The organism is Gottfriedia acidiceleris (assembly GCF_002128425.1).
GTDB classification, from domain to species: Bacteria; Bacillota; Bacilli; order Bacillales; family Bacillaceae_G; genus Gottfriedia; species Gottfriedia acidiceleris.
Map to the genome: position 1 here is coordinate 99853 of NZ_NESS01000008.1, position 13632 is coordinate 113484.

The following is a 13632-nucleotide window of genomic DNA, read 5'->3' on the forward strand; positions in this document are numbered from 1 at the left end:
TTGATTTCAACTACAGTTGCTCGCATTCTATGGGATGAGAGTGAGTATCCTTGTTGTGTTTCATTCCAAGGTAGTCCCAGCGCCTTCTCACATTTTCCATAGGAGCCTAGAACATTTTGTTCCGATTAACTTTCTATTTATAATCCTATTTAAAAACGATTTAATATTTTTAATAGAAGAAGGTTGATTTCCACGTTAATATAGCAGGATTAAGTTTATATTCACATCATTTCCTTCTCTTCACGCCTATAAGAATACTATTTAATTAATTATGTGACAAGCAACTTGATGATTTTGCTCAGATAATTTTAATTCAGGTACTTTAGTTTTGCAAATATCGATCGCGAAAGGGCATCTTGTGTGAAAACGACAGCCGCTTGGAGGATTGATTGGAGAAGGTACATCTCCTGTTAAGATGATTCGTTCTCTTTCATGCACTGGATTTGGCACTGGAATAGCAGATAATAGTGCACGTGTATAAGGATGCTGCGGATTTTCGAAAATAGATTTTTTATCGGCAATCTCAACAATTTTTCCTAAATACATTACCATTACTCGGTCAGAAATATGTCTTACTACACCTAAATCATGTGAGATGAAAAAAAAGGTAAGTGAGAATTTTTTCTGTAATGATTTTAATAAGTTTAATACTTGGGCTTGGATTGAAACATCTAGTGCAGATACTGCTTCATCACAAATGATTAGTTTTGGATCAACTGCAAGTGCACGTGCAATTCCGACACGTTGACGTTGACCACCACTAAATTCATGTGGGTATCGATCCATTGCTTCAGGTCTTAATCCAACATGTCCTAATAATTCCTCAATTCTAGCTTTACGTTGTTCTTTTGGAACGACATTTTGAATGGCTAATGCTTCACCTAAAATTTGTCCAATTGTTTGTCTAGGGTTAAGTGAGGCAAACGGATCTTGGAAGATTACTTGTAGATCCTTTCTTATTTTACGCATTTCTTTTTTTCCTAAGCTTAATAAATCTTTTTCTTTAAAATGAATGCTTCCACTTGTCGGCTCGTCTAATCTTAGGATGGCTCTACCAGTAGTAGACTTACCACAACCGGATTCTCCAACTATACTTAAAGTTTCTCCTTCATAAATGTGGAAGCTAATATCGTCGACAGCTTTTACATGATTAACCGTTCTTCCTAAAATGCCACCTTTAATTGGAAAGTATTGTTTTAAATGATCTACATTAAGGAGTATTTTTTTATCCACTAGTTGTAATGCCATTATTCAATCCCTACTTTCTCTTTGATGGAATGCTCTGTTTCCCATTGTGATGTGTACATCCAACAGCTGACCTCAGTATTTTTATCAATTGTTTGTAAATCCGGCACTGACTGATGACAAATTGCCTTTGCGTGTGCGCATCGAGGTGCAAAACTACAGCCTTTAGGCATATTGAATGGACTTGGTACAGTACCAGGAATTGTTGTTAATTCATCTTGATCCATATCAAGACGTGGAAGAGAGTTTAATAACCCGATTGTGTATGGATGCTTAGGACTATTAAAAAGTTCTTTTGCTGAAGTATATTCCACGATTCTTCCAGCGTACATGACAGCTACTTGATCGCAAGTCTCATAAACTACGCCTAAATCATGTGTAATTAATATAACTGCTGTACCGAGTTCCTTTTGAAGTGATTTAATTAATTCAAGAATTTGAGCTTGAATAGTCACATCAAGAGCGGTAGTTGGTTCATCTGCGATTAGCACTTCTGGATGACAAGCAAGTGCCATTGCGATCATAACTCTTTGTCTCATTCCACCACTAAGTTCATGTGGTTCTTGCTTTGCACGTTTTTCAGGAGAAGGGATCCCTACAAGTCGCAGCATTTCTACTGCTTTATCCCAAGCTTCCTTTTTGCTTAATTTTTGGTGAAGACGAATCGCTTCTGCAATTTGTTCGCCAGCTGAATAAACAGGATTTAAAGATGTCATTGGCTCTTGAAAGATCATCGAAATTTCATTTCCTCGAATGGAACGCATCTGTTTTTCAGTTTTTGCTAGTAAGTCTTCACCTTTAAAAAGAATACTTCCACCAGTTATTTTTCCTGGAGGAGAGGGTATTAATCGTAAAAGGGATAATGAAGTAATACTTTTACCACTTCCAGATTCTCCTACTATTCCAAGTGTTTCACCTTTTTTTAATTTAAAGCTAATTCCATTAACTGCTTTGCTAATTCCATCTTCTGTATAAAAGTAGGTCTGCAGATTATTAACCTCAAGAATTGTTTCATCAATTTTTTTCATGATTGTACCTCCCTAATTCAAGTCAACTCGTTTATTAAAGTATCGGTATAATATATCAACAGCTAGATTCATAAATACAAAGATGACTGAAGCGATTAATACGCCACCTTGAACCATAGGTAAATCTCTTGTTCGAATTGCATCGACTATTAATCTACCAAGTCCATTAATTGCAAAAACTGACTCTGTTAAAACGGTACCGCCAAGTAATGCACCAAATTGTAGACCAACAACAGTAATAACTGGAATTAATGCATTTTTTAGACCGTGTTTGTAAATAATGATATGTTCCTTTAAACCTTTTGCTCTTGCTGTACGCATATAGTCTTGACGAACAACTTCTAACATACTTGATCTAGTCATTCTAGCTACAATTGCAGCACCCCCTGCACCTAATGTTAATGCTGGTAGTACCATATGTTTAAACGTTCCCCAACCAGCAACTGGAAATATATGAAGATTAACTGAAAAGAAGTAGATTAGCATTAAACCAAACCAGAAACTTGGTAAAGAGATTCCTAGTAAAGCGACAATCATAATTGTAATATCAGCTACTGAGTACTGTTTCGTCGCTGATATAATTCCTGCTAACATACCAAGTACAACAGTAATGAAAATACTAGCAAGTGCAAGTTCTATTGTAATTGGCAAACGAATCATAATCTCATCTAATACTGGACGATTATTTCGAAGTGATTCGCCGAAATCTCCTTGAAGTACATGGTATACATAATCGAAATACTGAATAGCGACAGGACGATCAAGTCCAAGTTGATGACGAATCATTTCGATTGTTTGTTTCGTAGCACCTTCACCAGCAAGTAGAGTTGCTGGATCTCCTGGAACCATCTGCATGATAAGGAAAACGACTAAGCTTACACCAAGTAAAACTGGAATAGTTTGTATAATTCTTCTAACAATAAATAGAAACATTTACTTTCCTCCTTATTTTTTCATTCTTGGATCAAGAGCATCTCTTAGTCCATCCCCGAAAATATTAAATCCTAATACAAGTGTTGAAATTGCGATACCTGGAAATAAGGCGATGTGGGGTGCAGTGAATAAATAATCACGTCCACTACTTAACATAGCTCCCCATTCTGGAGAAGGAGGCTGAGCACCTAATCCGAGGTATGATAAGCCAGCTGCTGATAAAATCGCTGTTGCAAGTTTTAACGTAGCTTGGACAATTATTGGCGAAAGAATATTCGGAAAAATATGTTTAAAAATAATTGTTGCATCAGTTGCACCTAATGAACGAATTGCATCTATATACTCAAGCTTTCTAACAGATAATGTAGATCCCCTAACGATTCGTGCAAACGTTGGGATTGAAAAGATACCAACAGCTACCATTACATTAATAAGACTAGGACCAAGCGCACTAATAATTGCAAGTGCTAATAAAATTCCAGGGAACGCTAGTAAAACATCAACAACCCTCATAATAATTGTGTCGATCCATTTTCCGTAATAACCTGCTAATAACCCGAGAGTGATTCCGAAAATTGCTCCAAATAAGACAGATATGAAACCGACAGAAATTGAGAGACGACTTCCATAAATGATTCTGCTTAAAATATCTCTTCCTTTATCATCTGTTCCCATCCAATGTTCTAGTGAAGGAGTGTGCAGTTTGTTCATTAAATCAATTGCAAAAGGATCCTTCGGCGAAATGAGTGGTGCAAAAATAGCTACTAAAATATAAAAAAGTACTATATATCCTCCAACTAGTGCCAATTTATTTTTACTAAACTTCTTATAAAATACTTTCCATCTTTTTAGTTTTTGAGATTCTTTTTTTTCTAATTTGATTTCATTGTTATTCAATACAATCTCTGGTTTCATTCTTTTTCCCCCTTTTCTTTGTTTAAATTTATGCAAAATTGGAATTGAAGTAAATATAATGCGGAAAAGCAGTAAAGATAATTAAAAAACGAGTAAAGATTCTGAAAATATAAAATTTTATTTTTTTTTATAATTTGAATAAGCCTACGTACTCAGGAAAAATGGTGAATTAAGAGAATCATAGGGCAAGTATTAAGAGGAGGAAGAAAACAATGAAGAAAAAGACAGCTGGATTATTATTTGCATCATTATTAACAATTTCTACAGCGCTTGCTGGTTGTACATCTGACCAAACAAGCAGTAGTGCAACAGGAACAAAAGCAATAGCAGGAGGAACTTTGGTCGTAGCTAGATTATCTGATGCGACTACATTAGATCCACATTTTATTACTGATATACCATCAGCAAACGTTGTTTATGAAAAGGTATATGAAACTTTAGTTGAACCAGATAAAAATATGGAACCACAGCCTCTTTTAGCAACAGAATGGAAGCAAGTAGATAACGTGACTTGGGAGTTCAAATTACGTCAAGGCGTTAAGTTCCAGGATGGATCACCATTTAATGCAGATGCAGTTAAAACAAATTTTGATCGAGTGCTTGACCCAAAAACTGCATCACCTCAGGCTGGTAAATTTGAAATGATAAAAGAAGTTAAAGTGGTAGACGATAACACAGTTCAATTTATTTTGAAATATCCATATGCTCCACTTTTATCAATTTTAATGAGCAATGAAGGAAGTATTATTAGTCCAAAATCGATTAAAGAAAACAGTGATAAAATTGGACGAAATCCAGTTGGAACTGGTCCTTATGTATTTAAATCTTGGAAATCAGGAGAAGAAATTAAAATTGAAAAAAATAAAGATTACTGGGGAAATAAACCTAAAATTGATGGTGTAGTCTTTAAAGTAGTTCCTGAAGATGCTACAAGACTAGCGATGATTGAAACTGGTGAAGCACATGTAACTGACCAAGTGCCAGTAACAGAAATTGATCGTATAGAAGCTTCTGACACAATGGATTTATACCGTACAGATGGACTAGCTGTTGAATATTTAAGCTTCAATACAAAGAAAAAACCATTTAATGATGTTCGTGTCCGTAAAGCGATTGCACATGCAATTCAAGTAGATTCAATTATTAAAGGCGTATATAACAATGTTGGAACTAAAGCAAATTCAACAATGAGCCCTAAAGTTTTTGGTTATGATTCAAATATTAAAGGCTATGACTACGATATTAATGAATCTAAGAAGCTATTAAAAGAAGCAGGAATTAAAGACGGCCTATCTTTTACACTTACAACTAGTGATCGTAAAGAAAGAATAAATATGGCTGAAGTAATTCAATCACAATTAAAAGGTATTGGTATTAATGTAAAAATCCAAGTTCTTGAATACGGGGCTTATATTGATACAATCGCAAAAGGTGGACATCAAGTTGCGATTGGTGGATGGGGAAATGCTACTGGTGATGGGGACTATAACCAATTTAACTTATTTGATAGTAAATCCCAAGGTGCAGCAGGAAATAGTTCATTCTATAGTAACCCTGAAGTAGATAAGCTAATCGAATCAGCTCGTCAAGAAGCGGATAGTGAAAAACGTAAAGATCTATATGCTCAAGCACAAAAAATTGAAAACGAAGATGTACCATATGTTCCTATTCGTAACTATGAGCATTTAGCAGTTACTGGCTCAACAGTTAAAGGACTTTGGTTAAACCCAGCAAGTTATTTAATGCTTGATGATGTAACAGTGAAATAAGGAAATTAAAGATGAAACAGCATAATCATTTATGCTGTTTCAGTTTTTTGACAATATCCATCTAGTTTTAAACAGACGTAAGAACAGGAGGAGAAAAAATGATTGATTTGCTATTAGTTAATGGAACTGTAATCACAATGGATACACAAAGAAGGATTATCCAAAATGGTTCAGTTGCTATTCATAATGGGAGAATAGTAGACGTTGATTTGACTGAAAACTTGAAAACTAAGTATGAGGCTAAAAAAGTAATTGATTGTAGTCATCAATGTATTATACCTGGATTAATAGATGTACATGGTCATGGTGGTCATTCGATGTTTAAAACAATTGCGATGGAGAATATCGATTTTTGGATGCCGATTATGACGAATACGTATAAGCATTATGTGACTGATGATTTTTGGTATTACGAAGGAAAGCTATCTGCACTTGAACGTTTAAAAGCAGGTATAACAACAGGTGTTAGTGTATTAGGTTCAATGCCTAGATCTGATGATCCGATATTTGCAATAAACCATGCAAAAGCCTACAACGAAATAGGTGTTCGTGAAGTAGTTTGTACTGGTCCATGTAACCCACCATGGCCACATTCATTTAGTAGATGGGTTGATGGGAAAAGAGTTGAGAAAGAAGTAACTTATGAGGAAGTATTAAAAGGAGCAGAAGCAGTTATTGAGGCATTGAATCACGCAAATGATGACCGAACAAGAGCTTTTATAACACCGTTTGTAATCGTAACGTCCGTGGACCCTTCTTATCCGACTTCACCAGATCGACTTTACGGTTTAACAAAACATGATCTTTATCAAGCTAAAAAAATAAGAGAGATTGCTAGGAAATATAATACAAGAATTCACTCAGATGCATTTGGTGGAATGATTCATTTAGCAATTCAGGATAAAGAAAATGCGTTATTAGGTCCTGATGTTCATCTTCAGCATTGTCGAGGAATTTCATTCGATGAAGCCAAAATATTAGCTGAAACTGGTACAAATATTAGTGCTTCTCCTGGTTTTGGACAAGTTCATGCACGTACACCAATCACAGAATTAATTGAAATGGGAGCAACTGTTGCGATTTCAACGGATGGAACTTCCCCATCTACGAGTTTCGATTTATTCCAAGCAATGAGGAAAACACAGTTTGTACATCAAGCAGCACTCAGAGACTATTACTATTTACCACCTGGAAAGCTTTTAGAAATGATCACGATTGATGCAGCAAAATGTATTGGTTGGGATGATGAATTAGGTTCACTTGAGGTTGGAAAAAAAGCAGATGTCATCACAGTTAATCTTCATCAACCACATTTGACTCCAGAGTATATGCATGTTCATCGTTTAGTATTTCAAGCAGTTGCAAATGATGTAGACCACGTGATTGTTGATGGCAAACTAATTATGGAAGGTAGAAATGTACATACCGTTCATGAAAGCAAAGTGTTAAATGAAGCAAATGAAGAAGCTTTTGCAACGATTAAACGCGCTGGATTAGAAAAATATATGCAACCTACAAAGTATTTCTGGGGTCATGCTCGTGCTTATGTTGACGAGATGAGATATGTTGAAAACTAAAATAAAATGTACTAATTCGAAGGGAGAAAAAATGAAAACGAAGCTAAAGGGAAGATATGTAATTGGTTTTGATGGACGAGAACATGTCATATTGGAAAATGCAGAGATTGTATATGAAAAAGAAACAATTTTGTTTGTTGGAAAAAACTATTCGGATGAAGTAGATCAAGTGATTGACGTTGGAAATGCGATTCTTAGTCCTGGTTTTATTGATTTAAATGCATTAGGTGACATCGATCATGATATTTTGCATTTAGAAGCTAATTCAAATAGACAAAAAAACCTCCTTTGGTCTGAAAACTATGTAAAGAATGGGCATCATGAGCTAATGAGTGAGGAGGAAGAAGCATTTAAATCTTTATATGCATATTCTCAGCTTATTTTAAATGGAATTACTACTGCTATGCCGATTACGTCCGTATTTTATAAAAATTGGGCTGAAACATATGAAGAGTTAGAAGCTGCAGCGAATCATGCGGCAAGTCTTGGATTAAGAATTTACCTTGGACCAAGCTATCAAGCTGGAATTAGAATCGTAGAGCCAAATGGAAATATTAAAATTCATTGGGATGAAAAAGCGGGAGAAGAAGGATTACAAAGAGCAGTAAAGTTTATAGAACAATTCGATGGTGCATTTGATGGATTAGTAAGAGGGATGTTGGCTCCAGAAAGAATTGAATCGCAGACAGAAGAAATTTTATTAAAAACAAAATATTATAGTAAGCAATTGAACGTTCCAATCAAGCTCCATGCAGCGCAAGGTAGCTTTGAATTCAATACCATTTTAAAAGAACATGGTGTTACACCAATCAGATATTTATATAATCTTGGATTTCTAGGTCAAAATACAGGAATACCACATGCTCATTTTGTTGCGGGTTTTAGTGAAGCTAATTACAATTTTGAAGATGATATTTCACTTTTAAAAGAAACAAATACAACTGTTATCCATTGTCCACTTATTATTGGTAGACATGGTTCAGGGCTTGAATCGTATGCGAAATATAGGAAGGAAGGAATTAATATTGCATTAGGTACGGATACTTTTCCTCCAGATATATTTCAAAATGTACGTACTGGTAGTATGCTTTCAAGATTTGTAGAAAAAGAGGTTGAAGGATCTACATATGCTGACTTCTTCAATTCCATCACTCTCGGAGCAGCGGCATTTCTTAACCGTGAAGATTTAGGTCGAATTGCTGTTGGTGCAAAGGCAGATATCATTGCAATTGATTTAGATGGATTTCATATGGGAGTAACGGATGATCCAATTCGAACAATGTTTGTAAGTGGCTCTGGTAGAGATGTAAAACTATGTATTATTAATGGAAGAATTGTAATGGAAGATCGAATGATTCCGAATCTTGATTTAGAAGAATTAAAACAAAAAGGCCAATTGTATTTTAATAAGATGAGAAAAGGCTATATGGAAAGGGATTACGAGCAACTTTCAGAAAATGATTTATTTCCTCCTTCTTTTAAAAAGGTTGATTCAATTAAACAAGCAGAAGCAAAATCAAATTAATTGAAAAACTAGTAAAGAAACTGAAAAAACACGTAAAGATTTTCAAAATTAATTATCAGAATATTTTATATAATTAGATAAATATTTGAAAGACAAACTATAAGCAGGGAGGAATTGTCATTGAAATTAAAATCTGGAATAAGTAAATTTTTTCTAGTACTGTTTTCTGCTGTCACAATCACAGGCTGTTCATCTAATCAAGAAGTAGGTACGAAAGCAAATGGACAAACTAATGATTCAAAAGGTGGAAGCACGCTAGTAATTGCTCGATTGTCAGATGCCGAAAATTTAGATCAGCAATTTATGTCTACAATAAATGCAGCGAGTGTTACTCATCATAAAATTTATGAAGGTCTAGTCCAGCGAGATAAAAATAACGAAATTCAACCAATGTTAGCAGAGTCATGGAATCAAATCAATGATACAACTTGGGAATTTAAACTACGACATGATGTGAAGTTTCATGATGGTACGCCATTTAATGCGGAAGCTGTAAAAAAGACATTTGATCGTTTATTAGATCCTAAAGTTGCTTCACCAAGAGCTGTTGTATTCAAAATGGTAAAAGAAGTAAAAGTAGTTGATGAATATACAGTTCAATTTATTTTAAGTGAGCCTTTCTCGCCACTTCTTTCAATTCTAGCAAACCATGAAGGTGGAATTATAAGTCCTAAAACAATTGATAAATATGGTAAAAATATTATACAAGAACCAAATGGAACAGGACCTTTTAAATTTAAATCATGGTCCCCAGGCCAGGAAATTACATTAGTTAAAAATGAGGACTACTGGGGTAAAAAACCAAAGATCGACAAGGTTGAGTTCAAGGTTGTTCCAGAAGACTCAACAAGAATTTCAATGATTGAAACAGGAGAAGCTCAAATTGCAGAACCACTTCCAGTAGCAGTTATGAATCAAGTTGAATCATCCTCGGCTATGGAAGTGTACAGAAGTGAAGGTTACGGTACAGAGTATATCGGATTCAATGTAACAAAAAAACCGTTTAATGACGTACGTGTTCGTAAAGCTATCGCTCATGCAGTTGAAATGGATTCAATTATAAAAGGTGTATTTAACAATGTCGGTAAAAAAGCGAATTCAGCAATGGGCTCAAAAGTATTCGGATACGATGAGCAACTAAAAGCATACAATTACAATTTAAAAGAAGCTAAGAAACTATTAACAGAAGCTGGTTATCCAGATGGATTTGATGCAACAATCCTAACGATGGATAGTAAAGAAAGAGTAAATTTAGCAGAAGTAATTCAATCGCAATTAAAAGGAATTGGCATTAATTTAAAAGTACAAGTGATGGAATACGGTTCATTCGTTGAAAAAGTTAATAAAGGTCAATCAGAAATGTTTATTATTAGCTGGAGAAACGCAACAGGAGATGCTGATTACAATCAGTACAACTTATTCCACTCAGACTCACGAGGAGCTGCTGGAAATACATTCTTCTATAGCAATCCAAAAGTTGATGAATTAATTAATGCTGGAAGAAAAGAAAAAGACGAAGCAAAACGTAAAGAAATATACGCTAATGCACAAGAAATTGAAATGGATGATTCACCTTATATTCCTGTAAGAGTAATTGAAAATGTCGCTGCAATCTCAAAAAATGTAAAAGGCTTCTCAATCAGCCCTTCAGGATATTTAGAGATTAACGATGTGACGATTAAATAATCTAATTTTTCTGCAAGGGGAGGTTCACCCTGATTTAGGGGTGAACTTTCTTGCGTGTAGAAATGAAACAATAACTTACTCATAAAGGGTTCATAAGTAAGTAAAAACAGCAAAAGAGTGAAGATAACTTACTTTTAACAGGTTCATGAGTAAGTAAAACAGCAAAAAAGTGAAGATAACTTACTCAGAAGAGTAGGAGGCTCAAGAATCTCGCGCCATGGAAAGTGAGCACCTTGTAGTGGAAATTAAAACGCATACTTATTTAACAACAACACTTCAAAATGGTTTAGATCAATTGACTACAATAAGTAAAAATAACTTAAAAATACGTAAACATACTAAAATCAAAATATTTCAATCAGACTTATAATTAAATAGAATTAAAATTTAATGTTGGATGGAAGGGTGAGTATATTGTCAAAATCGTATTGGTTAACAAATGTGAGTCTGGAAAATGGTTTTACTTATAATGACAATGAAGTAATTAACGGAACTGCAACTGGAAAGTACAATGTTAAAATTGAAAATGGAAAAATTGCTTCTATCGAATTAGTTAGTGATTTAATTACTGATCAATTGCCACAATATGATGTGCAAGGCCTTCTAATGGTTCCTTCATTTAAAGAGATGCATATTCATATTGATAAAACTTATTATGGTGGACCATGGAAAGCGTGTATGCCAGCAACGAATGGTGTAAAAACACGTATTGAAGAAGAACAAATTTTATTACCAAAATTATTGCCAACTGCTAAAGAAAGAGCAGAAAAAATGCTAGATCTATTATTAAGTTATGGTGCGACTCATATTCGTACACATTGTAATATTGATCCAGTTATCGGATTAAAAAACTTAGAAGCAACTTTGCAAGCTTTAGAAGGATATAAAGATAAATTAACACATGAAATTGTTGCATTCCCCCAACATGGACTTTTAAGAAGTCATTCTGTCGAACTAGTAAGAGAAGCAATGAAATATGGAGCAAATCTAGTAGGTGGAGTTGATCCAGCTTCAATCGATGAAAATATCGAACGTTCACTTGAGACGATTATGGATATAGCAGTTGAATCAAATTCTGATATCGATGTTCATTTACATGATCCAGATCATCTTGGATTATTTACAATGCAAAGATTAGCAACATTAACTGAAAAAGCAGGTTGGCAAGGAAGAGTAACAGTGAGTCATGCAAGTGGTTTAGCAGATCTTTCTGTTCCAGAAGCTACTGCAATTGCTGAGAGATTTGCTGAATTAGGAATTTCAATTACCTCTACCGTTCCAATTTTTAGAACAATTCCAATTCCTTTACTAAGTGAAAAAGGTGTAAAAGTCGAATTAGGAAATGACAGCATTACAGATCATTGGTCTCCATTTGGAATAGGGGATAACCTTGAGAAAGTTGGACGACTTGCTGAACGATTTAGATTTATTGAAGAAAAAACACTTGCTAATAGTCTTGGATTTATTACAGGCGGAGTAACTCCTTTAAATAATGAAGGTGAAAGAGCATGGCCAAATGTAGGAGATGAAGCAAATATTGTACTTGTAGAAGCTACTTGCACAGCAGAAGCAGTTGCGAGAAGAGCAAAACGAGCTGCGGTTATTTTTAAAGGTAATGTTGTAAGTGGTTCAATTTCAAATCTTGAATCAACAACAGTTTAAGTTAAAGAGAGTGATTTAGATGAATCAATCATATTGGCTTAAGAATGTAAAACTTGATAGCGGATTTGTATTTGAAAATGGAAGAATTGAAAGTACTGAGACTACACTTTACAATTTACTAATTAACGATGGGAAAATTGAACAATTACAATTGGCTGATTTTCCATTACAAACAGATTTACCAGTTCAGGATGCGAAAAGTTTACTTGCTTTACCTGCTTTCAAAGAAATGCATAATCATTTGGATAAGACTTATCTTGGACTTCCATGGAAGGCTTGTATTCCTGCTGCTAATCTAGTAGAGAGATTAAATTTGGAAGCGGCCGAACTTGCTGAACTAGCTGAAACAGGTCAACATCGTGCTGAACAAATGCTTCATTTATTATTAAAAGGCGGCGCAACCCATGTTCGAACACATGTAAATATTGATCCGTATATTGGACTTAAAAATTTAGAAGAAATTCAAAATGCACTTTATACGTATAAAGGTAAAATGACCCACGAAATTGTTGCCTTTCCTCAGCATGGATTACTTCGCACAAATAGCAAATCATTTATGAAGACAGCGATGAGAGAGGGAGCAACAATCGTCGGAGGATTAGATCCTGGTGGTATTGATCAAAATATTGAACTTTCATTATTTGAAATGGTTGATCTAGCAGTACAGTTTGATGCTGATATAGATATTCATATTCATGACCCAGGCCATCTTGGTTTTTATACAATACAAAAACTAGTTTCATTTATTGAACAAGCTGGTTGGTATAATCGCGTAGCAGTAAGCCACGCATTTGCACTTGGTGATGTACCGAAAGATGAATCAGTAGAAATGGCTAGCAAACTAGCAAGCCTAGGAGTATCGATTATGTCGACTGTTCCGATTAACAGAGTAATGCCTCCTGTTGATTTACTACATTCAAAAGGTGTACATGTTGCTCTAGGCTGTGATGGTTTCTATGATTCTTGGTCTCCACATGGAACAGGCGATATGTTAGAAAAAGCAGGAAGATTAGCTGAGAGATACAATTGGAAAGATGAATACGGGCTATCTCAAACATTGCAATTTATAACTGGTGGTATAAAGACTCTTGATGAAGAAGGAAACCTGTTATGGCCAAAGGTTGGGGATGAAGCAAGTATGGTTTTAGTAGATGCATCATGTTCTGCAGAGGCTGTTGCAAGACGCGCAAAACGTACTGCTGTAATGAATAATGGAAATATTGTTTATGGTGGACTGAATTACGAATCAGCTTTGAAGTAAAGTGACAATTGAATACAAGAAGGGGTGAAAT

Annotated in this window: 10 protein-coding genes; 6 read left to right on the forward strand and 4 right to left on the reverse strand. The window is 34.9% G+C overall.

The annotated features are described in order from the left end of the window. Positions 1–261: 261 nt before the first annotated feature. The 4 genes from B6K90_RS15810 to nikC are packed head-to-tail and all read right to left on the reverse strand — an operon-like array spanning position 262 to position 4121. On the reverse strand, positions 262–1248 hold the full coding sequence (locus B6K90_RS15810; RefSeq protein ID WP_088013726.1) for an ABC transporter ATP-binding protein: 987 nt from the start codon (positions 1246–1248) through the stop codon (positions 262–264). Next, on the reverse strand, positions 1248–2273 hold the full coding sequence (locus B6K90_RS15815) for an ABC transporter ATP-binding protein (RefSeq protein WP_088013727.1): 1026 nt from the start codon (positions 2271–2273) through the stop codon (positions 1248–1250). The genes B6K90_RS15810 and B6K90_RS15815 overlap by 1 nt, the downstream gene beginning before the upstream one ends. A 12-nt stretch (positions 2274–2285) precedes the next feature. Continuing rightward, a complete protein-coding gene (locus B6K90_RS15820; protein ID WP_088013728.1) occupies positions 2286–3206 on the reverse strand; it encodes an ABC transporter permease in 921 nt (306 codons plus the stop codon). A gap of 12 nt (positions 3207–3218) precedes the next feature. Then, complete coding sequence (gene nikC, locus B6K90_RS15825) at positions 3219–4121, reverse strand: nickel transporter permease (protein WP_088013729.1); 903 nt, start codon at positions 4119–4121, stop codon at positions 3219–3221. 212 nt (positions 4122–4333) lie between these two features. On the opposite strand from nikC, the gene B6K90_RS15830 reads away from it, so the two are divergent. The 6 genes from B6K90_RS15830 to B6K90_RS15855 all read left to right on the forward strand — a co-directional run bounded on the left by B6K90_RS15830 (position 4334) and on the right by B6K90_RS15855 (position 13601). Next, positions 4334–5890, forward strand: coding sequence for a glutathione ABC transporter substrate-binding protein (locus tag B6K90_RS15830; RefSeq protein ID WP_088013730.1), 1557 nt, complete (start codon positions 4334–4336; stop codon positions 5888–5890). A gap of 98 nt (positions 5891–5988) precedes the next feature. Then, a complete protein-coding gene (locus B6K90_RS15835; RefSeq protein ID WP_088013731.1) occupies positions 5989–7467 on the forward strand; it encodes an amidohydrolase family protein in 1479 nt (492 codons plus the stop codon). A 31-nt stretch (positions 7468–7498) separates the two neighbouring features. Then, the gene (locus tag B6K90_RS15840; RefSeq protein ID WP_088013804.1) at positions 7499–8992 is read left to right on the forward strand and encodes a chlorohydrolase family protein; all 1494 of its coding nucleotides are present in this window, start codon (positions 7499–7501) and stop codon (positions 8990–8992) included. A gap of 120 nt (positions 8993–9112) precedes the next feature. Beyond that, the gene (locus B6K90_RS15845) at positions 9113–10678 is read left to right on the forward strand and encodes a glutathione ABC transporter substrate-binding protein (protein WP_088013732.1); all 1566 of its coding nucleotides are present in this window, start codon (positions 9113–9115) and stop codon (positions 10676–10678) included. Positions 10679–11068: 390 nt separating this feature from the next. Continuing rightward, positions 11069–12340, forward strand: coding sequence for an amidohydrolase family protein (locus B6K90_RS15850; RefSeq protein WP_407920534.1), 1272 nt, complete (start codon positions 11069–11071; stop codon positions 12338–12340). A 19-nt stretch (positions 12341–12359) separates the two neighbouring features. After that, complete coding sequence (locus B6K90_RS15855; RefSeq protein WP_088013734.1) at positions 12360–13601, forward strand: amidohydrolase; 1242 nt, start codon at positions 12360–12362, stop codon at positions 13599–13601. The last annotated feature ends 31 nt before the right edge of the window (positions 13602–13632 follow it).

What these genes read in the sequence shown, in the direction of transcription:
- B6K90_RS15810 (WP_088013726.1), bottom strand. Translation starts at nt 1,248, where the DNA reads ATGGCATTACAACTAGTGGATAAAAAAATACTCCTTAATGTAGATCAT.
- B6K90_RS15815 (WP_088013727.1), bottom strand. Translation starts at nt 2,273, where the DNA reads ATGAAAAAAATTGATGAAACAATTCTTGAGGTTAATAATCTGCAGACC.
- B6K90_RS15820 (WP_088013728.1), bottom strand. Translation starts at nt 3,206, where the DNA reads ATGTTTCTATTTATTGTTAGAAGAATTATACAAACTATTCCAGTTTTA.
- nikC (WP_088013729.1), bottom strand. Translation starts at nt 4,121, where the DNA reads ATGAAACCAGAGATTGTATTGAATAACAATGAAATCAAATTAGAAAAA.
- B6K90_RS15830 (WP_088013730.1), top strand. Translation starts at nt 4,334, where the DNA reads ATGAAGAAAAAGACAGCTGGATTATTATTTGCATCATTATTAACAATT.
- B6K90_RS15835 (WP_088013731.1), top strand. Translation starts at nt 5,989, where the DNA reads ATGATTGATTTGCTATTAGTTAATGGAACTGTAATCACAATGGATACA.
- B6K90_RS15840 (WP_088013804.1), top strand. Translation starts at nt 7,499, where the DNA reads ATGAAAACGAAGCTAAAGGGAAGATATGTAATTGGTTTTGATGGACGA.
- B6K90_RS15850 (WP_407920534.1), top strand. Translation starts at nt 11,069, where the DNA reads ATGTTGGATGGAAGGGTGAGTATATTGTCAAAATCGTATTGGTTAACA.
- B6K90_RS15855 (WP_088013734.1), top strand. Translation starts at nt 12,360, where the DNA reads ATGAATCAATCATATTGGCTTAAGAATGTAAAACTTGATAGCGGATTT.